The 22,153-nt window shown below is 66.7% G+C and carries 21 protein-coding genes; 12 read left to right on the plus strand and 9 right to left on the minus strand.

Translation table 11 applies throughout. The features are described from left to right. Nucleotides 1–107 precede the first annotated feature (107 nt). Complete coding sequence (locus tag DIE23_RS22305; protein WP_124614122.1) at nucleotides 108–1,088, plus strand: sulfonate ABC transporter substrate-binding protein; 981 nt, start codon at nucleotides 108–110, stop codon at nucleotides 1,086–1,088. Between the two features lie 182 nt (nucleotides 1,089–1,270). Here DIE23_RS22305 and DIE23_RS22310 read toward each other — a convergent pair whose 3' ends face one another. Next, a complete protein-coding gene (locus DIE23_RS22310; RefSeq protein ID WP_124614123.1) occupies nucleotides 1,271–2,302 on the minus strand; it encodes an AraC family transcriptional regulator in 1,032 nt (343 codons plus the stop codon). Between the two features lie 179 nt (nucleotides 2,303–2,481). Between DIE23_RS22310 and fabF the strand changes: the two genes are divergently transcribed. After that, nucleotides 2,482–3,750 (plus strand): beta-ketoacyl-ACP synthase II, encoded by a 1,269-nt coding sequence (fabF, locus tag DIE23_RS22315; protein ID WP_124614124.1) that lies wholly within the window; start codon nucleotides 2,482–2,484, stop codon nucleotides 3,748–3,750. 158 nt (nucleotides 3,751–3,908) lie between these two features. Here fabF and DIE23_RS22320 read toward each other — a convergent pair whose 3' ends face one another. Next, nucleotides 3,909–4,274, minus strand: coding sequence for a nucleotide pyrophosphohydrolase (locus DIE23_RS22320; protein ID WP_185646517.1), 366 nt, complete (start codon nucleotides 4,272–4,274; stop codon nucleotides 3,909–3,911). Nucleotides 4,275–4,415: 141 nt separating this feature from the next. Continuing rightward, nucleotides 4,416–5,378: an agmatinase gene (gene speB / locus DIE23_RS22325; protein ID WP_124614126.1), complete on the minus strand. Its 963-nt coding sequence runs from the start codon at nucleotides 5,376–5,378 to the stop codon at nucleotides 4,416–4,418. A 358-nt stretch (nucleotides 5,379–5,736) separates the two neighbouring features. Between speB and DIE23_RS22330 the strand changes: the two genes are divergently transcribed. The 5 genes from DIE23_RS22330 (at nucleotide 5,737) to DIE23_RS22350 (ending at nucleotide 11,028) form a co-directional block, all read left to right on the plus strand. Beyond that, nucleotides 5,737–6,411, plus strand: a complete 675-nt coding sequence (locus tag DIE23_RS22330; protein ID WP_124614127.1) for a lysoplasmalogenase — start codon at nucleotides 5,737–5,739, stop codon at nucleotides 6,409–6,411. A gap of 243 nt (nucleotides 6,412–6,654) precedes the next feature. Beyond that, nucleotides 6,655–8,238 carry an NAD(P)/FAD-dependent oxidoreductase gene (locus DIE23_RS22335; protein ID WP_124614128.1) on the plus strand — a complete coding sequence of 528 codons (1,584 nt, stop codon included), beginning with the start codon at nucleotides 6,655–6,657 and terminating at the stop codon, nucleotides 8,236–8,238. 21 nt (nucleotides 8,239–8,259) lie between these two features. Then, the gene (locus DIE23_RS22340) at nucleotides 8,260–9,198 is read left to right on the plus strand and encodes an SDR family oxidoreductase (protein WP_124614129.1); all 939 of its coding nucleotides are present in this window, start codon (nucleotides 8,260–8,262) and stop codon (nucleotides 9,196–9,198) included. Continuing rightward, complete coding sequence (locus tag DIE23_RS22345) at nucleotides 9,195–10,100, plus strand: metal-dependent hydrolase (protein ID WP_124614130.1); 906 nt, start codon at nucleotides 9,195–9,197, stop codon at nucleotides 10,098–10,100. The genes DIE23_RS22340 and DIE23_RS22345 overlap by 4 nt, the downstream gene beginning before the upstream one ends. 4 nt (nucleotides 10,101–10,104) lie before the next feature. Then, nucleotides 10,105–11,028: an alpha/beta fold hydrolase gene (locus DIE23_RS22350; RefSeq protein ID WP_124614131.1), complete on the plus strand. Its 924-nt coding sequence runs from the start codon at nucleotides 10,105–10,107 to the stop codon at nucleotides 11,026–11,028. Here the strand turns inward: DIE23_RS22350 and DIE23_RS22355 are convergent. Further along, nucleotides 10,989–11,543: a putative glycolipid-binding domain-containing protein gene (locus tag DIE23_RS22355; RefSeq protein ID WP_124614132.1), complete on the minus strand. Its 555-nt coding sequence runs from the start codon at nucleotides 11,541–11,543 to the stop codon at nucleotides 10,989–10,991. The two genes, DIE23_RS22350 and DIE23_RS22355, sit on opposite strands and share 40 nt — an antisense overlap. 213 nt (nucleotides 11,544–11,756) lie before the next feature. On the opposite strand from DIE23_RS22355, the gene DIE23_RS22360 reads away from it, so the two are divergent. From DIE23_RS22360 to DIE23_RS22380, 5 genes are all read left to right on the plus strand, one after another. Then, on the plus strand, nucleotides 11,757–12,650 hold the full coding sequence (locus DIE23_RS22360; RefSeq protein WP_124614133.1) for an urea transporter: 894 nt from the start codon (nucleotides 11,757–11,759) through the stop codon (nucleotides 12,648–12,650). Next, the gene (locus DIE23_RS22365; protein WP_124614134.1) at nucleotides 12,625–13,401 is read left to right on the plus strand and encodes a class II aldolase/adducin family protein; all 777 of its coding nucleotides are present in this window, start codon (nucleotides 12,625–12,627) and stop codon (nucleotides 13,399–13,401) included. Before DIE23_RS22360 ends, DIE23_RS22365 begins: the two co-directional genes overlap by 26 nt. A gap of 52 nt (nucleotides 13,402–13,453) precedes the next feature. Continuing rightward, on the plus strand, nucleotides 13,454–13,642 hold the full coding sequence (locus DIE23_RS22370; RefSeq protein ID WP_014898956.1) for a 4-oxalocrotonate tautomerase: 189 nt from the start codon (nucleotides 13,454–13,456) through the stop codon (nucleotides 13,640–13,642). A 105-nt stretch (nucleotides 13,643–13,747) separates the two neighbouring features. Continuing rightward, nucleotides 13,748–13,969, plus strand: coding sequence for a hypothetical protein (locus DIE23_RS22375; protein WP_124614135.1), 222 nt, complete (start codon nucleotides 13,748–13,750; stop codon nucleotides 13,967–13,969). Nucleotides 13,970–14,131: 162 nt separating this feature from the next. Further along, the gene (locus DIE23_RS22380; protein WP_124614136.1) at nucleotides 14,132–18,973 is read left to right on the plus strand and encodes an NAD-glutamate dehydrogenase; all 4,842 of its coding nucleotides are present in this window, start codon (nucleotides 14,132–14,134) and stop codon (nucleotides 18,971–18,973) included. 15 nt (nucleotides 18,974–18,988) lie between these two features. On the opposite strand, the gene DIE23_RS22385 is transcribed toward DIE23_RS22380, so the two are convergent. From DIE23_RS22385 to DIE23_RS22405, 5 genes are all read right to left on the minus strand, one after another. Beyond that, nucleotides 18,989–19,849 (minus strand): class I SAM-dependent methyltransferase, encoded by an 861-nt coding sequence (locus DIE23_RS22385; protein ID WP_124614137.1) that lies wholly within the window; start codon nucleotides 19,847–19,849, stop codon nucleotides 18,989–18,991. A gap of 10 nt (nucleotides 19,850–19,859) precedes the next feature. Continuing rightward, the gene (locus DIE23_RS22390) at nucleotides 19,860–20,210 is read right to left on the minus strand and encodes a glyoxalase/bleomycin resistance/extradiol dioxygenase family protein (protein WP_124614138.1); all 351 of its coding nucleotides are present in this window, start codon (nucleotides 20,208–20,210) and stop codon (nucleotides 19,860–19,862) included. Nucleotide 20,211: 1 nt separating this feature from the next. Then, nucleotides 20,212–20,388, minus strand: a complete 177-nt coding sequence (locus DIE23_RS22395; RefSeq protein WP_124614139.1) for a ribbon-helix-helix domain-containing protein — start codon at nucleotides 20,386–20,388, stop codon at nucleotides 20,212–20,214. Nucleotides 20,389–20,489: 101 nt separating this feature from the next. Then, nucleotides 20,490–21,323: an arylamine N-acetyltransferase gene (locus tag DIE23_RS22400; protein WP_124614140.1), complete on the minus strand. Its 834-nt coding sequence runs from the start codon at nucleotides 21,321–21,323 to the stop codon at nucleotides 20,490–20,492. Nucleotides 21,324–21,444: 121 nt separating this feature from the next. Continuing rightward, on the minus strand, nucleotides 21,445–22,137 hold the full coding sequence (locus DIE23_RS22405; RefSeq protein ID WP_124614141.1) for a hypothetical protein: 693 nt from the start codon (nucleotides 22,135–22,137) through the stop codon (nucleotides 21,445–21,447). Nucleotides 22,138–22,153 lie beyond the last annotated feature (16 nt).

Consider the following 22,153-nt stretch of genomic DNA (forward strand, 5'->3'; position numbering starts at 1 on the left):
TTCATATCGGCAATGCTTCGTTTGCGGGCCCGATCGCCCATGCGACGATTCTTCCAACCGAGCGGCACGCGCTGCTCCCCGAAGACGTTTCGCATGGAGTCCGTTCGATGATTCGTTTCACCCGCTGGATCACCCGCACCACCGCGACGGCGCTCGTCGCCGTCGCCGCCACATCGGCCTTCGCGCAAGGCAGCGCCGACAAGGTCGTGCGCATCGGCTACCAGAAGGCCGGCCTGCTGTCGGTCGTCAAGACGCAGGGCTCGCTCGAGACGCGCCTCAAGCCGCTCGGCTACAACGTCCAGTGGTTCGAATTCCCGGCCGGCCCGCAACTGCTCGAGGCGCTGAACGCGAACAGCATCGACTTCGGCTACACGGGCGCGCCGCCGCCGGTGTTCGCGCAGGCGGCCGGCGTGCGCTTCGTGTACGTCGCCGCGGAACCGCCGTCGCCGCACAACGAAGCCGTGTTCGTGAAGGCCGATTCGCCGATCCGCTCGCTCGCCGACCTGCGCGGCAAGAAGGTCGCACTGCAGAAGGGTTCCAGCGCGAACTACCTGTTGCTCGAAGCGCTGAAAAAAGCGGGTGTGCGCTACGACGAGATCCGCCCGGTGTACCTGCCGCCCGCGGACGCGCGCGCCGCGTTCGAGAGCGGCAACGTCGACGCGTGGGCCGTCTGGGATCCGTACTACGCAGCCGCCCAGAATTCGCTGAAGATCCGCACGCTGTCCGACTACACGGGCCTCACGCCCGCGAACAACTTCTACGAGGCAACGCGGGGGTTCGCGGAGCAACACGCCGACGTGGTCGGCGCGATCCTGAAACAGTTGCGCGAGACCGGCCTGTGGGTCAACGGGCATCTGGCCGAGACGGCCGCGCTGATCGCGCCGAAGGTCGGCCTGCCGCTGCCGCTCGTGGAAACGTGGATCAAGCGCGTACCGTTCGGCGCAGTGCCGGTCGACGAGAAGATCGTCGCCGTGCAGCAGGGCGTGGCCGATGCGTTCTACGCAGCGAAGCTGATTCCGCAGAAGCTGAGCGTGGCGGAGAACGTGTGGACCGACAAAGGCGTGGCGCGCGCACTCGCGGCGAAGTAACGCGCGGACGCAGCGCAATGTAGTCGAAACAGGCCGACGGGCACCCTGCCCGGCGGCCTGTTTTGTTCGTGTCGGTCCTTCGGGAAAGGCGGGATGAACTGTCAGGGTTCGACTGCGGATTCGCCCGGTCGACACTCGCCTTCAAAGTCGTTGAAAGTGTGGTCAGGCTGGACTCTTTCGTGTCACTCGCCCTGGCGGGTGTCCTTGCGATAGTCGGAAGGACTACTGCCGGTCCAGTGCTTGAACGCGCGGCAAAAACCGGTAGCGTCGGAGAAACCGAGATCAAACGCCAGCACTGCCACGCTCGTGTTCGAGTTGGTCAGCCGATCGACAGCGATATCCCGTCGCAGTCCGTCTTTCACCTGCTGGAAATGGGTTCCTTCTTCCGCAAATCTGCGATTGAGCGTGCGGACAGAGGTATGCAGTGCCTGCGCAAGGCCCTGAATCGTCATCGGCTGCGCGATGTTCCGCTCAAGATACTCGCGCGTTTTGGCCACAATGGAGCCATGATGAAAGGCGCTGAATGTCCAGTCCCCGGGCGCGCCTTTCAGGAACGCCCATAGTTCGTGTTTCTCGCGTTTGAACAGCTCGGCACAATCCCGGTACGAGAAGTAAATGCTCGTCATCCCGGCATCGAAGTGCACCGCGCCGGGGAACAGGAATGCATAGTCTTCGACGTGCCTGGGCCTGGCGAAACTGAACTCGGCCCGGTGCAGGATGATTTCTCTGCCAAGCAGCCAAGATGCGATGCCGTGCGCCAGCTTCATCATCAACTCGTGCCCAAGCGGAGTGACCTGCGTATCAGGCGCCCTTTCCACCAGAGCCAATCGCACCAGATCGTTCTTCGTCGAAATCTGCAACCGGTAGTCATCCAGTAGCAAATTCCAGAAACGAACGAACCGATTGAACGCGACCAGCACGGTCGGCGCGTCCAGCAGGCTGAGCATCAGATACTTCAACGTGCCGCCCCGGATCGGCCTGGACCATAGTCCCAGCATTTCGTCGTCGAGCGTCGCCGCAACCGTCTTGTACAACACGACGTATTGCTGGCGTGTGATTCGCGCATCTGGCTGATTCAGAAGCGACTGCGGGATGGCGGCGCTTGCGAGTAGCTGTGCTGCCACGTCTTCTCCGTAACGGGTGCGAACGCTGCGCAGCATCCCGTGCAGGAAGTGAGCCGAAACGGTGAGAGAACTTTGCCGGGACAGGTTCATGATCCGGTCATTATGGCGCATTTTGCATATCGATTGGCACGATGCGCCAGTTCTTCATCCGCCCGATGCCTATACTGACAGGCAATTTCCGTGATTCTTGAAGTTTGCGAGCATTGCCAGATGGCGCATTGCGCCAATCGCTGGCGGCATTTCTTCGTCAGTCAAAAGAGGAGCATGGCTTGAATACGAGACGTATCGTCGTGACCGGGATGGGTGTCGTTTCGCCGTTGGGATGTGGCGTTGAATCGGTATGGAACCGTCTCCTGAAGGGGCATTCCGGCCTGGCCGGTTTGCCCGACGACGTCACTGAAGGGATTGCATCGAAGGTCGGCGGCGTGGTGCCCATGTTGACGTCAGACTGTCCATGGGGATTCGATGCTGCCCTCGCGGTAGAGCCCAAGGATCAGAAGAAGATGGACCGGTTCAGCCTGTTTGCGCTCGCCGCGGCGCAAGAGGCGCTGACTCAAGCCGGGTGGCAACCTGAATCCGAAAACGCACGCGAAAGAACGGCAACCATCGTTGCGTCTGGCGTGGGCGGGTTCGGCGCGATCGTGGACGCCGTCAGGATCACGGATAACCGCGGACCAAGGCGGCTTTCTCCTTTTACCGTTCCCAGTTTCCTTGCCAATATGGCAGCGGGCCATATCTCCATCCGTCATGGCTTTCGTGGCCCTCTGGGCGCACCGGTGACTGCCTGCGCTGCCAGCGCACAGGCCATCGGCGACGCAGCGCGCCTGATTCGGGCCGGCGAAGCCAGTATTGCCGTGTGTGGTGGGGCCGAGGCCTGCATCGATCGAGTCAGCCTGGGGTCGTTCGCCGCGGCAAGAACCATGTCCACCGGCTTCAATGATCATCCCGCGCAGGCGTCCCGCCCGTTCGATACCGGACGAGACGGTTTTGTCATGGGAGAAGGCGCCGGCATGCTCGTCATCGAAGACCTGGAGCACGCATTGCAGCGAGGCGCCAAGCCGATCGCGGAAGTGCTCGGTTATGGCACGAGCGCCGACGCATATCACATGACGTCTCCGCCTGATGACGGCGCCGGCGGGCGACGTGCGATGGAGCTGGCAATCCGGCAGGCGAATCTTGAACCCGGGATGATCGGGCATTTGAACGCACACGCGACGTCCACGCCCGTAGGCGATATCAGCGAGCTCGCGGCCATCAAGGCGATATTCGGAACAGGTCGAGGCCCCGCCGTATCAGCCACCAAGTCGTCGACAGGACATTTGCTTGGGGCAGCCGGCGGCGTGGAAGCCATTTTCACCGTGCTCGCGCTGCGCGATCAGCTCGCGCCGCCTACGCTCAACCTGACGGAGCCTGATTCAGCCGCGGAAGGCATCGACATCGTCGGCGGTTCGCCCCGCAAGCTATCGACGGAATATGCGATCTCCAATGGCTTTGGTTTTGGAGGCGTCAATGCCAGCCTGGTGTTCCGTCGACTTTGATCCTGGCTGCGAGCCGAACGAAGATCCCGAACGCAGCCCCTGGCGCCATTGACCGAATCGGCTACGGGGACCGTGGCCTGCAGGTTTCGCGGGCATCGATCCACAGTCACTCAAGTAGATGTCCGCGTGGGGTGGATTGCTATAGCTTGCATACGACCTCACTTGCCTGATCTTTTATACTCAGTATATTTTCGCGAATCGCCTCGCACTTTGTCGGCAGGATACTTTTCTCGATTGATCTCCATTTTCTCCAGCACAGCCTGAAAAAGATCAACGTTCATTTTATCTGCAAGGCGAATCAAATATACCAATACATCGGCCATTTCGTGGCGAATTGCCGTTAGGTTGGCTTCATCAAGCTCACTTTCCTCACCGGAAACAAGCCATTGGAACGGCTCTAGCAATTCACTTGCCTCTACGCTGAGAGCTGTCGCCAGGTTCTTTGGTGTATGAAACTTGTCCCAGTCACGCTCGTTCACGAACTGGCGAACAAGCTCACGCAACTCTACTAGATCATTCCGCATCTCAAACTTTTCCACGTAGCGACTCCCTGCTGCATTTCCAGATGCCAAGTACAGACTGCTCCGAATGATATAAGACCCAATGCGTACAAACGGCGCACGAACATCAATCGACCGAAGCGCCCCACGCCCCGCTCACTCACTTCACCGTCCCCTCACCTTCTTCTGCCGCCACAAACACAGCAGATCACAAGCAACATGCGCCGCCGCGATCGCCGTGATATCCGCGTGATCGTACGCAGGCGCAACCTCGACAACATCCGCCCCAACCAGATTCACCGCCCCGAGCCCACGCACGATCGCAAGCGCCTGCGCGGACGACAACCCGCCCGCAACCGGCGTCCCCGTCCCCGGCGCGAACGCGGGATCGAGACAGTCGATATCGAACGTCAGATACGCGGGCCGCGCGCCGACGATCTCGACGATCCGCTCGACCGCAGCACGCGAACCATGGTCATGCACCCACGCAGCATCGAGCCGCTCGATCCCGAGAAAATCGTCGTTCCACGTGCGAATCCCCACCTGCACCGACGTCGCCGGATCGATCAGCCCTTCCTTCACCGCCTTGTAGAACATCGTGCCGTGATTGAGACTGTCCGGCTCATCGTCGGCCCACGTATCGCAGTGCGCGTCGAAATGGATCAGCGACAGCGGCTTGCCGTAGCGCTCCGCGTGCGCGACCAGCAGCGGATACGTGATGTAGTGGTCGCCGCCGAGCGTCAGCATCTTCGCGCCCGAGCGCAGGATCGTGCGCGCATGCTCGACGATCGCCGGCTTGATCGACAGCGGGTTGTGCGCGTCGAACCAGCAGTCGCCATAGTCGACGGCCGCGAGATCGTCGAACGGATCGAAGCCCCACGGATACGGATGGAGCTCCGCGAGTTGCACGCTCGCTGCACGAATCGCGGCCGGCCCGAGCCGCGCGCCGGAGCGGTAGGTCGTCGCAAGATCGAGCGGCACACCGGAAATCGCGACGTCGACGCCGTCGAGCGCACGCGAGTAATTGCGGCGCATGAACGACAGCACGCCCGCATAGGTGTTTTCGATCGACGAGCCGTACGGCGTCGTGCGACGGATCGCACCGTCGCCGTGGAGAAGTTCGGTCATGGTCGAACCTGTTTTCGAGGTGGCCGGACCGCCCGGCTTCGGCTGAGCGCGCGGGTCGGGCACGGCGTGGATTTATCGGACACGCACCGGCTTGCGCATCCGGTCGCGCGGCCAGGCGGGACATCGACAGCGACAGCGGCAATACCGCGGCGATCATAGCAAGCCGAATCGCAGCCGTTGCCCCGGTTCAGCCGGGGCAACGCGCGGAAAAATCCGGCGGCGGCATCGCGGCGCGGCGCGCTCGTTTCCTAGAAGGATTCGCCGGTTTTCGCGCACGCGTTCTTCCGGATAATGGCCGGCGGCGCGCTCGACGGCTCGCCGTCCAGCCCAGACACATAACAATCCGGAGACACCCGCCTTGATCGCCACGCTTCCCGCCACCTATCGCCGGCTCTGGCCGCTCGCCGTCGCCGCCGCGCTGCTGTACGGACTGTCGCTCGCCGCCGCGCCCTATCCCGGCCAGGCCGCCGCGAAAGCCGCGATGGGCATCCTGCTGCTCGCGGCCGGCAGCACCTGCGCGGCACCGCGCGAACGCACGTGGCTGTGCGCGGCGCTCGCGACGGCCGTGCTCGGCGACGTGCTGCTCGCGCTGCCCGACTGGCCGCTGTCGTTCGTCCTCGGCCTTGGCGCGTTCCTGCTCACGCACCTGTGCTACTGCGCGATCTTCGTGCGCTGGCGCGCGCGGCCGCACGGCTGGCGCATCATCGCGCTGATCGGGTCGTGGATCGCCGCGCCGGCGTTCTACGCGGCGTTCCTTCCGCACCTGGGCGAGCTGCTCGTACCGGTCGCCGTCTACATGCTCGTGCTGTGCGCGATGGCGAGCTTCGCGCTCGCGGCCCGCACGCGCGGCCCGCTGGTCGCCGTCGGCAGCCTGATCTTCGTGGGCTCGGACACGCTGATCGGCGTCGGACGCTTCCTCGGCGCTTTTCCCGGTATCGACTACCTGATCTGGGGCCTCTACGCGCTCGCGCAGGTCACGATCGTCGCCGGGGTTTTCCATGAGACGGCCGCCCGTTCGATCCGTCCCCGGTAGTGTTTCAAACAGGCCGCCGTGCGCCGGCGGCCTCGTCCATCTCCTCTCCCGCCCTGCCGACGGCCCTTTCCGCGCATTCCGCCATGCGGAAACCGCACCGTTCCAAACCCCGCTCAGCCTTTTCCCGCGCGGCTTGCGGCCCTTAGAGCGCCGCTTCTAGCCTCTTGCGGTTTCCGGGTTCACCCACTATCGTTACATCAACCAATGTAACATTCAAAAATGAGCCAAATCGGAGACCCCCGGATGAATGCTCGCACGTTGCCTTTCGGCCCGCCCGGCCACGACGGCCTGGACGAAACCATCGACATCGCCATCATCGGCACCGGCTTCGCCGGTCTCGGGATGGCCATTCGCCTGCGGCAGACCGGCGTGACCGACTTCGTCGTCCTCGAGAAGGCCGCGTCGGTCGGCGGCACGTGGCGCGACAATCATTACCCCGGGTGTGCCTGCGACGTGCAATCGCACGTCTATTCGTTCTCGTTCGCGCCGAACCCGCGCTGGACGCGCATGTTCGCGCCGCAGCCGGAGATTCGCGCGTACCTGGAAGACTGCGTGCAGCGCTTCGGCGTCGGCCCGCACCTGCGCCTGAACCACGCGCTGCAGCGCGCGGAATACGACGAAGCCGCGCAACGCTGGCGCCTCACGTTCGCGAACGGCAAGCGGCTGTCGGCGCGCGTGCTGGTGTCGGGGATGGGCGGGCTGTCGCGCGCCGCGCTGCCGGCGATTCCCGGTGTCGAGAACTTCCAGGGCCGCGCGTTCCATTCGCAGCAGTGGGATCACGACTACGCGCTCGACGGCAAGCGCGTCGCGGTGATCGGCACCGGCGCGAGCGCGATCCAGTTCGTGCCGCAGATCGCGGCGCGCGTGAAGGAACTCGCGCTGTTCCAGCGCACGCCGCCGTGGATCATGCCGAAGCCCGACCGCAACCTGACCGGCTTCGAGAAATGGCTGTTCCGCACGCTGCCGTTCACGCAGAAGGCCGTGCGCAGCGGCATCTACTGGATGCTCGAATCGCGCGTGCTCGGCTTCGCGATCCATCCGTCGCTGATGAAGAACGTGCAGAAGCTCGCGCTGCGCCATATCCGCAAGCAGATTTCCGATCCGGAACTGCGCAAGACCGTCACGCCGAACTACACACTTGGCTGCAAGCGTGTGCTGGTCTCGAACGACTACTACCCGGCGCTGTCGCGCAAGAACGTCGACGTGATCACGACCGGTATCGACCACATCGAGGCCGACGCGGTCGTGACGACCGACGGCAAGCGTCATGAAGTCGACTGCCTGATCTACGGCACGGGCTTCCAGGTCGCCGATCCGTATCCGCGCGGCGCGATCATCGGCCGCGGCGGCCTCGACATCGTCGACGCCTGGCGCGACGGCGCGCACGCGTATCTCGGCACGACGCTGCCGGGCTACCCGAACTTCTTCATGATCGTCGGCCCGAACACGGGTCTCGGCCACAACTCGATGGTGTTCATGATCGAGTCGCAGATCGAATACATCCTCGGCGCGCTGCAGGCGATGCATCGCGAACGCGCGGATGCGATCGAGGTGCGCCCGCTCGTCGAGGCGCAGTTCAACAGCGATCTGCAGGGCAAGCTGAAAAAGGCGATCTGGTCGACGGGCGGCTGCAAGAGCTGGTATCTGGATCCGCGCACCGGCAAGAACACGACGCTGTGGCCGGGCTTCACCTGGCGCTTCCGCCAGGCCACCGCGCACTTCTCGATCGCCGATTACCACGCGTATCGCGCGCCGCACCACGACACGAGCGCGCGGCCCGTCGCCACGCCCGCCGCTTCCGCTTCCACGTCCGCCGAAGCGGCCTGAGTCAGACAAGGAGCCAACGACATGAGAGATTTCGCCAACAAGGTCGCCGCGATCACGGGCGCAGGCTCGGGCATGGGCCGCTCGCTCGCGGTACAGCTCGCACAGGCCGGCTGCCACGTGTCGCTCGCCGACAAGAACGGCGTCGGTCTCGCCGAAACCGAGCGGATCGTCCGCGCGATCGCGCCGAACGTGCGCGTGTCGACGCGCGTGCTCGACGTCGGCGACCGCGACGCGATGTTCGCGTGGGCCGACGACACCGCGAAGGAACACGGCAAGGTCAACCTGATCTTCAACAACGCGGGGGTCGCGCTGTCGAGCACGATCGAAGGGATGGAATACAGCGATCTCGAGTGGATCGTGAACATCAACTTCTGGGGCGTCGTGCATGGCACGAAGGCATTCCTGCCGCACCTGAAGGCAGCGGGCGACGGTCACGTGATCAACACGTCGAGCATCTTCGGGATCTTCGCGCAGCCGGGGATGAGCGGCTACAACGCGACCAAATTCGCGGTGCGCGGCTTCACCGAATCGCTGCGCCAGGAACTCGACATGATGAAGTGCGGCGTGTCGGCCACCTGCGTGCATCCGGGCGGCATCCGCACCAACATCGCGCAGTCGAGCCGCGTCGCGAAGAACATGGTCGGCTTCATCGTCGAGAGCGAGCAGCAAGGCAAGGACAGCTTCGAGAAATTCTTCATCACGACCGCCGACGATGCCGCGCGCACGATCCTCGCCGGCGTGCGCAAGAACAAGCGCCGCGTGCTGATCGGCCGCGACGCGAAGGCCGCGGACTGGATGGCGCGCGTCCTGCCGGCCGCGTACCAGGCGCTCGTCGTGCTCGCGACGCGCCGCGAGGCCGCGAAGGCCCGCCGCGCGGCCGCCCGCTACGGCACGCCGGCGGCCGCGCCGCTTCATGCCACCTACAACAACGCAGGCAATCAGGGAGGAGAACAATCATGACGATCCCGAACATGATGCCGGTGCGGCGCGACATCCGTTTCGCGCTGCCGCCCGAACACGCGAAGGACTGGCACGTCCAGGGCGTGCCGGTCACGCACTTCATGAACGCGCTGTCGCTGCTGTTCCCGGCCGGCGAGCGCTTCTTCATGGATTCGGTGCGCAACTACCGCGACCGCATCGAGGATCCGGAGCTGAAGAAGCAGGTGCTCGGCTTCATCGGTCAGGAAGCGATGCACACGCGCGAGCACATCGAGTACAACGACCTGCTGCAGTCGTCCGGCCTGCCCGCGCACAAGCTCGACAAGCGGCTGTGGACGATCCTCGGCTTCTTCAAGAAGACGTTGCCGCACTCGATGCAGCTCGCGATCACGATCGCGCTCGAGCACTACACGGCGATCCTCGCGAACCAGTTGCTGTCGGGCCACGAGCACCGGATCGACGGGTCGGTCGAAGGCTATCAGCAGATGTGGATGTGGCACGCGATGGAGGAAACCGAGCACAAGGCGGTGTCGTACGACGTATGGAACGCGGTGATGAAGCCGGGCCTCGGCAGCTACCTGCTGCGCACCGGCACGATGCTGACGACGACCGTGCTGTTCTGGACGATCGTGTTCGACTTCCACGTGCGGCTGATGCTGTCGCACCGTCGCAAGCACGGCGGGTTCGGCGGCATGTGGCGTCTCGTGAAGTACCTGTACAGCCCGAGGACCGGCGTGTTCCCGAGCATCGCGGGCGAATGGCTCGACTATTTCCGTCCAGGTTTCCATCCGTGGGACCACGACAACCATCAGTACCTGCAGGGGCTCGACACGCTGCTCGCGAACATCGACGCGACCAACGCGCGCTACGCGGCGCAGGCCGCCCCGCGCCGCGTGCCGCTGCATCCGGTTGCGCAGGCATGACGTCATGGCGCGCGCAGACGAGATGCTGACCGTCCGCTCCGGCGACGTGAAACTCGCCGTCCATGTCAGCGGCCCGCGCCGCGCGCCGCCGCTGATCCTCGTGCATGGCTATCCCGATTCGGCGGCGGTGTGGGCGCCGGTCCGCGCGCGGCTCGCGAAGCGCTATCGCGTGATCGCCTACGACGTGCGCGGCGCCGGCGCATCCGATGCGCCGCGCCGCCGCGCGGACTACACACTGGCGCGGCTCGCCGACGACCTGAAGGCCGTCGCCGACGCGACCTGCGGCAACCGGCCGTTCCATCTGGTCGGCCACGACTGGGGGTCGATCCAGTGCTGGGAGGCCGTGACCGATCCCGCGTTCCGCGGGCGCATTGCGTCGTACACGTCGATCTCCGGCCCGTGCCTCGATCACGTGTTCCGCGCGAAGATGCGGCTCAAGCAGAGCCTGAAGTCGTGGTACATCGCGTTCTTCCATCTGCCGGTCGTGCCGTCGCTGGTGTGGCGGCTCGGCGGCGCCGCGCTTTGGCCGCGCTGGCTGCAGCTGACCGAACGCGTGCGGCCCGAACGCGATCCCGCGCAGCTGAAGAACGCGCTGAACGGGTTGCAGCTCTACCGCGCGAATTTCCTCGCGCGGGCGAGAAAGCCGCGCGAGCGGTACGCGCAGGCGCCGGTGCAGATTCTCGTACCGGTGCGCGACCGCTATGTGACGCCCGAGATGTCGGTCGGCCTCGATCGCTGGCTCGGCGAGCACGTGCGCGAGGAAATCGACGGCGCGCACTGGGTCGTGGTGCGCAATCCGGATTTGATCGCGGCACGGATCGACCGGTTTGCCTCGGCGCATGAACGACCGGCGGTCACGGCAGCGCCCGCGGCAGCGCGCGTGGCGGTTCAGCGCAACGGCGGCAGCCGCTTGAACAGCGTTTCGTAGTCGATCACGAGCCCGTCGGCGTCGATGTCCATCTCCGCCGTGAAATTCCTGAAAATGCCTTCGTAGCGGTAGCGCCGGCCAGGCTCGATGCATGCGTAGGCCTGCTTGACCGGCGTCACGGTCAGGTCCGGCGTCGAGATGTAGGCGACGTCGATCGGCCGCCGCTCGCCGCGCGCGAGGCCGAGGCGGCCGATCGGCAGCGCGTTCGTGAACGGCGTCGCCGCGATGTCGATGTCGACGCACCCATCCAGTTCCGGCAGCGCGCGGCCTGAACCGTCGCGCCAGTGCCCGGCGCCGTCGCCATGCAATTCGAGCGTGCCGCCACCCATCACCCTGAGCACCGCAACCCTGACCCGCCACTGCGGATCGCACTCGACCCGGTATGCGAGCCCGTACGCACGGCCGTATCGCTGGCCGACCACGGCGCTTTCGACGACGATGCCGGCTTCGCTCCGGTCGAACGTCAGATGCTCGATTCCGTCGCCCTCGAGCGACGCCCAGCGCAGTTCACGCATCGTTCCTCCGCGAAAACACTACCGATGATCCGAATTTGCTACCGAACCGCATCAATCTCGCGAAAACGCTAACACACGTTCCGGGTACGCGCCGACCGCCTCGCCGCGCCCCAATTCAGGGCACCCGCCACAAATCCTGACTATCCAGAATTCCCTATTCCGGTGCATGGAATTGTGTCCTATGCTCGCGACTCGTCCTGTTCCACCGCCGCCATGCCTACCGTCCGCCCCGCTTCGCCGTCGATCGATCTGCGCATCCTGCTGCGCGGCATCGGGCAGATCGTGCTGCAGGCGAACGCGTTCACCGGCGCGATGCTGGTCGCCGCACTCGCGCTGACCGACCTGCGGCTCGCGTGCGCGGCGCTGGTCGGCGCGGCCGCCGCCAACCTGACCGCGGTGCTGACCGGCGCGGCACGCCGCGACGTCGAGCAGGGTCTGCACGGCTTCAACGGCGCGCTCGCCGCGCTGGTGGCCGTCCTGTTCGCGCCCGCCCCGCCGGCGGCGCTCGCGCTGGTGCCGCTCGCCGCGATCGGCGCCGCGCTCGTGCAGCGCGCGATGCGTACCCCGCTCGCGAAATGGCGCCAGTGCCCGTATTCGAGCCCGTGCCTGGCGGTCACCGCGCTGTGGCTGCCGTTTGTCGCGACGCAACATGCGAGCGATGCCGCGACGAGCGCGGCGCTGATGCCCTACTCGGTCGCCGACGCGCTGCTGTCGGGCGTCGCCCAAACCACCTTTGCTCAAGGCGCGTGTGCCGGCGCGCTGATCGTCGCCGGCATCGCGGCCGCCTCCCGCCGGGCAGCCGCGTTCGCGCTCGGCGGCGCGATCGTGTCGACCGTGCTACTGGTCGCGCTCGGCGCAAGCGGCGCGGCATTCAGCGACGGCCTGCTCGGCTTCAATGGCACGCTTGCCGCGCTCGCGCTGATGTCGCGCGGCACGCTCGCGGCGCTCGCGGCGGCCGCGCTGGCCGCGCTGATCCAGTGGCTCGCGATGCATGCGGGCATCACCGCGCTCACGGCCCCGTTCGCGCTTGCGTCGTGGATCACCGTGGCCGTCACGCGCCGCCTTTCCCTCGGAGAACCCGATGTCGTCATTCGCACACCGTCCTGACACCGTGAAACCCGGCGGCCCGATCTCGGACGCCGAGCGCCGGCTGCGCGTCGATCTCGCCGCCGCGTATCGCCTCGTCGCGCTGAACGGCTGGGACGACCTGATCTACACGCATCTTTCCGCGACGGTGCCGGGCGCACCCGGCCATTTCCTGATCAACCCGTTCGGCCTGACGTTCGACGAGGTTCGCGCGTCGAATCTCGTGAAGATCGACCTGGCCGGCAACCGGATCGGCGAGAGCGAACACGCGGTCAACGTGACGGGCTTCGCGCTGCACGCTGCCGTGCACGCCGCGCGGCCGGACGCCGTCTGCGTGATGCATCTGCACAATACGCCCGGCATCGCCGTGTCGATCCAGCGCGACGGGCTGCTGCCCGCGTCGCAGCACGCGCTGCGGTTTCACGGCGACCTCGCGTATCACGACTACGAGGCGCTCGCGTTCTCGCCGGCCGAAGGCGCGCGGCTGACCGCCAGCCTCGGTGCGAAATCCGCGATGCTGCTGCGCAACCACGGCACGCTGACGGTCGGCCGGACGGTCGCCGAAGCGTATGTGCTGATGGATACGCTGATCAAGGCGTGCGACATCCAGGTGCGCGCGCAGGCAGGCGGCGGGCCGCTCGTGCTGCCCGAGCCGGCCGTCGCCGACCGCACCGCCGAACAGTTGCGCGACGGCGGCGCGATCGAGGGCGAACTGGAATGGCCGGCGCTGCTGCGCCGCCTCGACCGGATCGATCCGTCGTATCGTGACTGACGCCAATGGCATTCCACCGAATTTCCACCCCCAACCCTCGGAGCATCCAGTCATGCCGACTTTCAATATCCAGCTGTTCGAAGGCCGCACGGTCGAGCAGAAGCGCGCATTCGTCGAAGCAATCACGCGCGTCACGTGCGAAACGCTCGGTTGCGACCCGGGCTCGGTCGACATCATCCTCGCCGACGTGAAGAAGGAGAACTGGGCAACGGCCGGCAAGCTGTGGAGCGACGAGCGCTGATGCCGGCCCGTTCGGCGCCGGCGGAACCTGCCGGGCGACAGGCGTTCGAATTGCGGTGACATCCGGACGAACGCGCCGCACGATGCGGCGCGGCAAGGAGAACGCATGATCGACGACAAACGTATCGCCACCGCACTGAACGACATGATCCTGTCGATGGGCGCGCAACTGGATCAATCGCTTCGGCAGGTCGATGAGACCTGTCCGCAACACGAATGCGTCGCCTATCGCGAATTCGTGTCGCAAGTATTGACCACGATGCTGCTCGACTTCATGAATCCGCTCTACGCGCGGCACCCCGACCTGAAGCCGCCGGACCTCGCTTGACCTTCTCCCGCAACGCCGGGCACGCGCGTTGCAGGCGGCCTCCCTGCCCCGCACCGCGTTGTGCGCCCGCACATCGCGCCGTCACGCAATCGGCGCATCAATCGGCGCATAATGCCGAACACACTACGCAGCAGCCAATGGCCACCCGACCAGGAGACCGCCATGGAAGCGAAGAACGAAGAAGTCGTCGCACACCTGCTCTCCGATGTCGTCGAATTCGCGCGCGGGCGCCTGCCCGAAGCCACGTTCCGGATCGTCGAACCGTTCCTGCGTCATTACTACGATTTCGTCGATGCCGATGATCTGCAGAATCGCAGCATCGCCGACCTGTACGGCGCCGCGATGGCGCACTGGCAGACCGCCCAGAAATTCGTGCCCGGCAGCGAGCGGCTGCGCGTGTACAACCCGATCCTCGAGCAGCACGGCTGGCACTCGGATCACACGGTGATCGAGATCGTCAACGACGACATGCCGTTCCTCGTCGATTCGGTGACGATGGCCGTCAACCGCCTCGGGCTCGCGCTGCACTCCGCGCTGCACCCGGTGTTCCGCATCTGGCGCGGTCGCGACGGCGCCATCGAGCGCGTCGACGCCGGCGGCGCGACGCCCGACGACGGCCGGTCGCAGCTCGCGTCGTTCATCCATTTCGAAGTCGACCGCTGCGGCGACGCCGCGCTGCTCGACACGTTGCGCGACGACATCGCGCGCGTGCTCGGCGACGTGCGCGCGTCGGTCGAGGACTGGCCGAAGATCGTCGACATCGTGCGCGCGACGATCAAGGACATGAAAGCCCGCGAATCCACCGCGGAAGACATCGAGGCGCGCGCGTTCCTCGAATGGATGGCCGCCGATCACTTCACGTTCCTCGGCCAGCGCGACTACTCGCTGGTATCGGACGGCACCGGCTTCGGCCTGCGCGGCGTCGAAGGCTCGGGCTTCGGCCTGCTGCGCGAATCGCTGCGCCCGCCCGGCGCGCCGGACGTGACGCCGCTGCCGCCGGCCGCCGCCGAGATCGTCACCGGCCCCTGGCCGATCTTCGTGACCAAGGCGAATTCGCGCGCGACCGTGCACCGGCCCGGCTATCTCGACTACGTCGGCGTGAAGCTCATCGGCCCCGACGGCAAGGTGACGGCCGAGCGGCGCTTCATCGGGCTCTATACGTCGACCGCCTATTTCGGCTCGTACACCGAGATCCCGATCGTGCGCCGCAAATGCGCGAACATCGTGCAGCGCGCGGGCTTCTTGCCGAAGGGACATCTCGGCAAGTCGCTGGTGACGGTGCTCGAAACCTATCCGCGCGACGAACTGTTCCAGGCCGACGAGGACCAGCTCTACGACATCGCGCTCGGCATCCTGCGGCTGCAGGAACACCAGCGAACGCGCCTGTTCGTGCGGCGCGACCGCTTCGACCGCTTCGTGTCGTGTCTCGCGTTCGTGCCGCGCGACAAGTACAACACCGACCTGCGCCGCCGCATCGCGAAGCTGCTCGTCGACGCGTACAACGGCGTCAACGTCGAGTTCACGCCGTTGCTGTCGGAATCGGCGATCGCGCGCATCCACTTCGTCGTGCATGCGGAGCCGGGCACGATGCCGGAAGTCGACACGCGCGAACTCGAAACGCGGCTCGTGCAGGTTGCGCGCCGCTGGCAGGACGATCTCGCCGATGCGCTGCTCGACGCCTTCGGCGAAGAACAAGGCAACCGCCTGCTGCAGCACTATGCGGACTCGTTCCCGGCCGGCTATCGCGACGACTATCCGGCGCGCACGGCCGTGCGCGACATCGAGCTGATCGAGCGCGTAAAGGCGTCGGGCCAGCTCGCGATGAACCTGTACCGCCCGATCGAGGCCGAGGCGCGCGCGTTCCGCTTCAAGGTGTATCGCGCGGGCGACCCGATCGCGCTGTCGCGCAGCCTGCCGATGCTCGAGCATCTCGGCGTGCGCGTGGACGAAGAGCGGCCTTACCGGATCCAGACGCAGGACGCCGCGCCCGCCTGGGTGCACGACTTCGGCCTTGAACTCGCCGACGATACCGAATTCGACATCGAGCGCGTGAAGGACCTGTTCGAGGACGCGTTCGACCGGATCTGGAGCGGCCGGATCGAGAACGACGATTTCAACCGCCTCGTGTTGCGCGCGCACCTGAGCGCGCGCGAAGTCACGATCCTGCGCGCGTATGCGAAATACCTGCGGCAGGTCGGCTCGACGTTCAGCGACGCGTACATCGAGCGCGCGCTGACCGGCAACCCGGCGATCGCGCGGCAGCTCGTCGAGCTGTTCCTGGTGCGCTTCGACCCGGCCACGGGCAGCACGCGCGACGTACAGGCCGAACGCCTGCTGAAGGCGATCGAGGCGGCCCTCGACCAGGTGCCGAATCTCGACGAGGACCGGATCCTGCGCCAGTTCCTCGGCGTGATCAACGCGACCGAGCGCACCAACTATTTCCTGCACGACGCGAACGGCGAATCGAAGCCGTACCTGTCGTTCAAGTTCAATCCGGCGAAGGTGCCCGGCCTGCCCGAGCCGAAGCCGATGTTCGAGATCTGGGTGTACTCGCCGCGCGTCGAGGGCGTGCACCTGCGCGGCGGGCGCGTCGCGCGCGGCGGGCTGCGCTGGTCCGACCGCCGCGAGGATTTCCGCACCGAGGTGCTCGGGCTGATGAAGGCGCAGATGGTGAAGAACGTCGTGATCGTGCCGGTCGGCTCGAAAGGCGGCTTCGTCGTGAAAAACCCGCCGCCGCCGAGCGATCGCGAAGCGTGGATGCGCGAAGGCATCGCGTGCTACCAGACGTTCCTGCGCGGCCTGCTCGACCTGACCGACAATCTCGCCGGCAACGCGATCGTGCCGCCGCCCGACGTGGTGCGGCACGATCCCGACGATCCGTATCTCGTCGTCGCGGCCGACAAGGGCACCGCCACCTTCTCCGACTATGCGAACGCGATCTCGCACGAATACGGCTTCTGGCTCGACGATGCGTTCGCGTCCGGCGGCTCGGTCGGCTACGACCACAAGAAGATGGCGATCACCGCGCGCGGCGCGTGGGAATCGGTGAAGCGGCACTTCCGCGAGATGGGCGTCGATACGCAGGCGACCGACTTCACCGTGGTCGGCGTCGGCGACATGTCGGGTGACGTGTTCGGCAACGGGATGCTGCTGTCGCCGCATATCCGGCTCGTCGCGGCGTTCGATCACCGGCACGTGTTCCTCGACCCGAACCCCGACCCGGCGACGAGCTTCGCGGAGCGCCAGCGGATGTTCGCGCTCGAACGCTCGAGCTGGGCCGACTACGACACGTCCGTGATCTCGGCGGGCGGCGGCGTCTATCCGCGCACCGCGAAGACGATCCCGCTGTCGCCGGCCGTGCAGGCCGCGCTCGGCATCGACGCGCACGCGCTGCCGCCGACCGAGCTGATCCGCGCGATCCTGCAGGCGCCGGTCGACCTGCTGTACAACGGCGGCATCGGCACCTATGTGAAGGCAGCGCGCGAAACCCACCAGCAGGTCGGCGATCGCGCGAACGACGCGGTGCGCGTGAACGGCGCGGACCTGCGCTGCAAGGTCGTCGGCGAAGGCGGCAACCTCGGCTGCACGCAGTTCGGCCGCATCGAGTTCGCGCAGCGCGGCGGACGCATCAACACCGACGCGATCGACAACTCGGCCGGCGTCGATTGTTCGGATCACGAAGTCAACATCAAGATCCTGCTCGGGCTCGTCGTCACCGACGGCGAGATGACCGAGAAGCAGCGCAATGCCCTGCTCGCGGAAATGACCGACGAAGTCGGGCTGCTCGTGCTGCGCGACAACTACTACCAGACGCAGGCGCTGTCGATCGCCGGCCGCTACAGCGTCGAGCTGCTCGACGCCGAGGCACGCCTGATGCGCTGGCTCGAACGCGCGGGCCGCCTGAACCGCGTGATCGAGTTCCTGCCGACCGACGACGAGATCGCCGAACGGCAGGCCGCGAAACAGGGCCTCACGTCGCCGGAACGCGCGGTGCTGCTCGCCTACAGCAAGATGTGGCTGTACGACGCGCTGCTCGAATCCGACGTGCCCGAGGATCCGCTCGTCGCCGCGATGCTCGTCGACTATTTCCCGAAGCCGCTGCAACAGCGCTTCAGCGAACCGATGCATCGCCACCCGCTGCGCCGCGAGATTCTGGCGACGCACCTGACCAACGCGCTCGTCAACCGCGTCGGCTGCGCGTTCGTGCACCGGCTGATGGAAGAAACCGACGCGAAGCCGGGCGACATCGTGCGCGCATGCATCATGGCGCGCGACGTGTTCGATCTCGATGCGGTGTGGCGCGACATCGACGCGCTCGACAACCGCGTCGCCGACGACGTGCAGGCGCGCATGTTCGTCGACGTCGCGCGGCTGCTGGAGCGCGCGGCGCTGTGGTTCCTGCGGCAGTTGCAGTCGGGCACGGTGGCCGACGGCGGCGTCGCCGGATTGATCGCACGCTGCCGCGACGCGGTGCAGCGCATCGCGCCGCAATTGCCGTCGCTGCTGCCGGCCGACGATCTGGAGGCGCTGTCCGAGCGGCAGCGCGTGCTGGTCGACGCCGGTGTCGACAGCGCGCTCGCGGTGCGTGTCGCGAGCGGCGACATCTCGGCCGCGCTGCTCGACATCGCCGAAGTGGCCGCGACCTGCGATCGCAGCCTCGAACTGGTCGCGGGCGTCTACTTCTCGCTCGGCACGTTGCTGAACTACGGGTGGATCGGCGAGCGCGCGGCCACGCTGCCGACCCCGACGCACTGGGACATGCTGGCGCGCGCGGCCGCGCTCGCGGAAGTCGCGCGGCTCAAGCGCACGCTCGCCACCAGCGCGCTCGCGGAATCGGCCGATTCGACGGCGCCCGAGACGATCGTCCACGCGTGGCGCGAACGCCGCGAAGCCGCGCTGCAGCGCTACGAGCACCTGCTCGCCGACCTGCGTGCGTCGGGCGGCGCGAGCCTCGCGGTGCTGCTCGTGGTCGTGCGCGAAATGGCCGTGCTGGAGCGCGCGTGACGGGTAACGGCGCGGTTACACCGTCGCGACCAGCAGCTCTTCCGCGTTGTTCGGCGGACGCAGGCCGTCGGTACGATCGGCGAAGTAGCGACACGTGAGATCCGCGGCCGACACATGCTCGGCCTGCGTAAAGCCCGCTTCCATCGCGAGCGCGCGGATCTCCGCCGGCATGAAGAAGCTGATGAACGGCGTGCCACTCGCGCGCGCGCCCTTCTCGGCCATTTCGAGCCCGGGGCGCACGTCCGGATCGGCATGCTCCAGCGGCAGCAGGAACGTCATCGCGAACGTCGAGCCCGGTGCGAGCGACGCGACTTCGCGCAGCGCCGCCGCGTTAGCGTCGCGCGTCAGGTACATGCTGACGCCGGTGGACACCACGACCGCCGGTTTCCCCGCATCGAAGCCCGCACGCACGAGCGCGTCGCGCCACGCTTGCTTCTGCTCGAAATCGACCGGCACGAACCGCAGCCAGTCCGGCACGCCGAAACCGAGCTCGGTCAGCCGGCGGCGCTTCCACGCCTGCGGCGCGGGCGGATCGACCTCGAAGACGGTCAAGCGCGACGCCATCTCGGGCCGGCGCTGCACGAAGCTGTCGAGGCCCGCGCCGAGGATCACGTACTGGCTCACGCCCTGCGCGGCCTGCTCGACGACGAGATCCTCGATGAAGCGCGCCCGCGCGACGATTGACGCGCGAAACGGCCGCGTGAACTGTGGATCCATGTCGCCGCGCTGCTGCCAGCCGGGCGCCGGCGCGAGCAGGCGCAGGCCGACTTCGTCGGCGAGCACGTGCGGCGGCGCATCGAGTTCGACGTGCAGCGCGCGCCACAGTGCGACGCGCGCGGCGGTGCTGTCGGGGGCGTCCTGATGGAGGTCGGTCATCGCCGCGGCCTCACGCGCCCGCCTGGCCCGGCGCCTGCAGGCGCCACACGCGGCCGTCGGGATCGCGCACGGTCATGTCGCGCGTGCCCCAGTGCGTATCCTCGAACGGCGTGACCACGTCGACGATCGGCTGCGGCCGGACCGCCTGCTCGTCGGGCACCTTCAGCACGACCTGCATGTCCGGCGTCTCGCTGGCCGGCACTTCGGCGATGAACAGAAACGGGCCGTCGCCGCTTCTCAGCTGGCCCGAGTGGTGGTCGGTTTCGAATTCCAGCCTGAAGCCCAGCGCCTGGAAGAACTTCGCCGACTTGCCCCAGTTGTGCGTCGTCAGGTACACGGCTTCGATTCGCTCGGATGACATGTCAATCCTCCTTGGTGGACGGCCCGCCCCCCGGCTGCGGCGCGGCCAGATACGCGCGCAATGCGTCGGCCACCAGCGCGGACAGCGACTGCTCCGTTTCGATGGCGCGATGCTTGACCTGCCGGATCAGGCTCAGCGGCAGGTACACGTTGAATTGCTTCACTTCTTCGTCGGTCATGGAGGCTAGTATGCTAGCAAAATAGCAAATATCAAACAGGAACCCACGATCGGCAGCGCCGCGGACGTCGACGCCCGCCCGCACCGCCGCTCGCAACGCACTTACATCGTGTTCGCCCGCGCCGCCACCCGCGCGAACAGCGCGTCGAGATCGAAGCCGGTCGTATCGATGCCGATCGTGTCGCGCAGGCACGCGCCCCACGCGGCCGCGTCGTCGAACGTGACGGTGCGCCCCGCGCCCGCCGCGTCGCGCAGCGTCAGCGCGGTGTTGACCAGCGCCGCGCGGCCGTCCGGCAACACGCGGCACGCGATCAGGTCGTTCACGAAGATCGATTCGGGATAGGTCGACGTGAACCAGTTCGCGGCGTCGTAATCAATCCACTCGGCCGGCTTCAGCGAAAAGCGGTAGGTCGTCTGCCAGCCGTCGGGGATCTCGAACTGCATGTCGAACTCGCCGTCGACCGGCGCACCGACGACACGAAACGCGCCGTGCGGCGTCAGTTGCCGCTCGCCCGGCACGAAATGCAGCGGCGCGGTCAGCGTCGCGCTGCCGAAGCCGATGTCCGCGAGCCACGCCGCGCCATCGAGATCGATGCGCAGCAGCATGTGCGTCTGCGCGGTGACGACCTCGGGCGGCCGCATCCAGCGCACGCGCGCGATCAGCGGCGTCACGCGAAAGCCGATCGTCGTGAGCGCGGTGTAGAAGAGCTTGTTGAGTTCGAAACAGTAGCCGCCGCGGCGCCGCCCGATCACCTTGTCGACGATCGCGGGCAGGTCGAGCGCGACACGCGCGCCGGTCAGCGGATTGAGGTTTTCAAACGGAATCGCCTGCGGGTGCAGCAGATGCAGCCGGCGCAGCACGTCGAGCGTCGGCTCGGCCGGGCCGTCGTAGCCGATGCGGGCGAAGTAGCGCGAGAGGTCGAACGAGTCAGTCATGAACCGGCACCGGGAACGGGGAACACGCCACGATAGCATCGAGCGATATCCCCATGTTGCGCGGGGCCATCCCGGATCGCCGCGCGCGCTGCCGGCGCCGCGGCGCGTGGGTCCGCCAGCTTTAAGGCAGCAGCTTCAGCGCGGACGACGCGACCGACGGCACCGAAATGCCCTGGCTCGTCGCGAACTGCACGGCCTGGCTGAGCATCGTCGCGAGCGACTGCAACTGGCCCGGCGCGCTTTGCGCGATATACGACGCGGCCTGCATGTTCTGCGGATCCAGGCCCGCCTGCAGCAGCGATGCGGCGCTGGTCGAACCGAGATTGCCGAGCCCCGACTGCAGCTGCGAGTACTGCGTCAGGCCCTGGCCGAGCGAGGCCAGGCCGTTGCTGAACGCCTGCTTGTCGACCGGGCCGTGCGTCGCACCGCCGCTCGCGAACGCCTGGCCGAGCGCCTGCGACACCGACTGCTGCGCGCCGCCCATCTGCGACAGCGCCGCCGGCGTCAGCGCATTGCCGCCGCCGAGCAGGCCGGCGGCCTGCTGCGCCTGCCCGGCCGCGCCGGTGAGCCCCATCGCCGACGCGAGCGACGACTGGCCGGTCAGCACCTGCCGGTTCGCACCGACGTACGCCTGCATCAGCTGCGCGACGCCGCCCTGCGCGGGTGCGACCTGCTGCTGCCCGCCGCCGAGCAGCGCCGATCCGATCGACTGCAGGTCGAGCTGCGCATGCGCGGTGCCGTTCACGCCCAGCAGGATGCCGAATGCGATGCCCGCCGATGCCAGGTGCTTGCCCGTCGCGCGAATGTGCTTCATCTGTTTCCCTCGTGCC

The organism is Burkholderia sp. Bp9143 (assembly GCF_003853645.1).
In the GTDB taxonomy this organism is placed as follows: Bacteria; Pseudomonadota; Gammaproteobacteria; order Burkholderiales; family Burkholderiaceae; genus Burkholderia.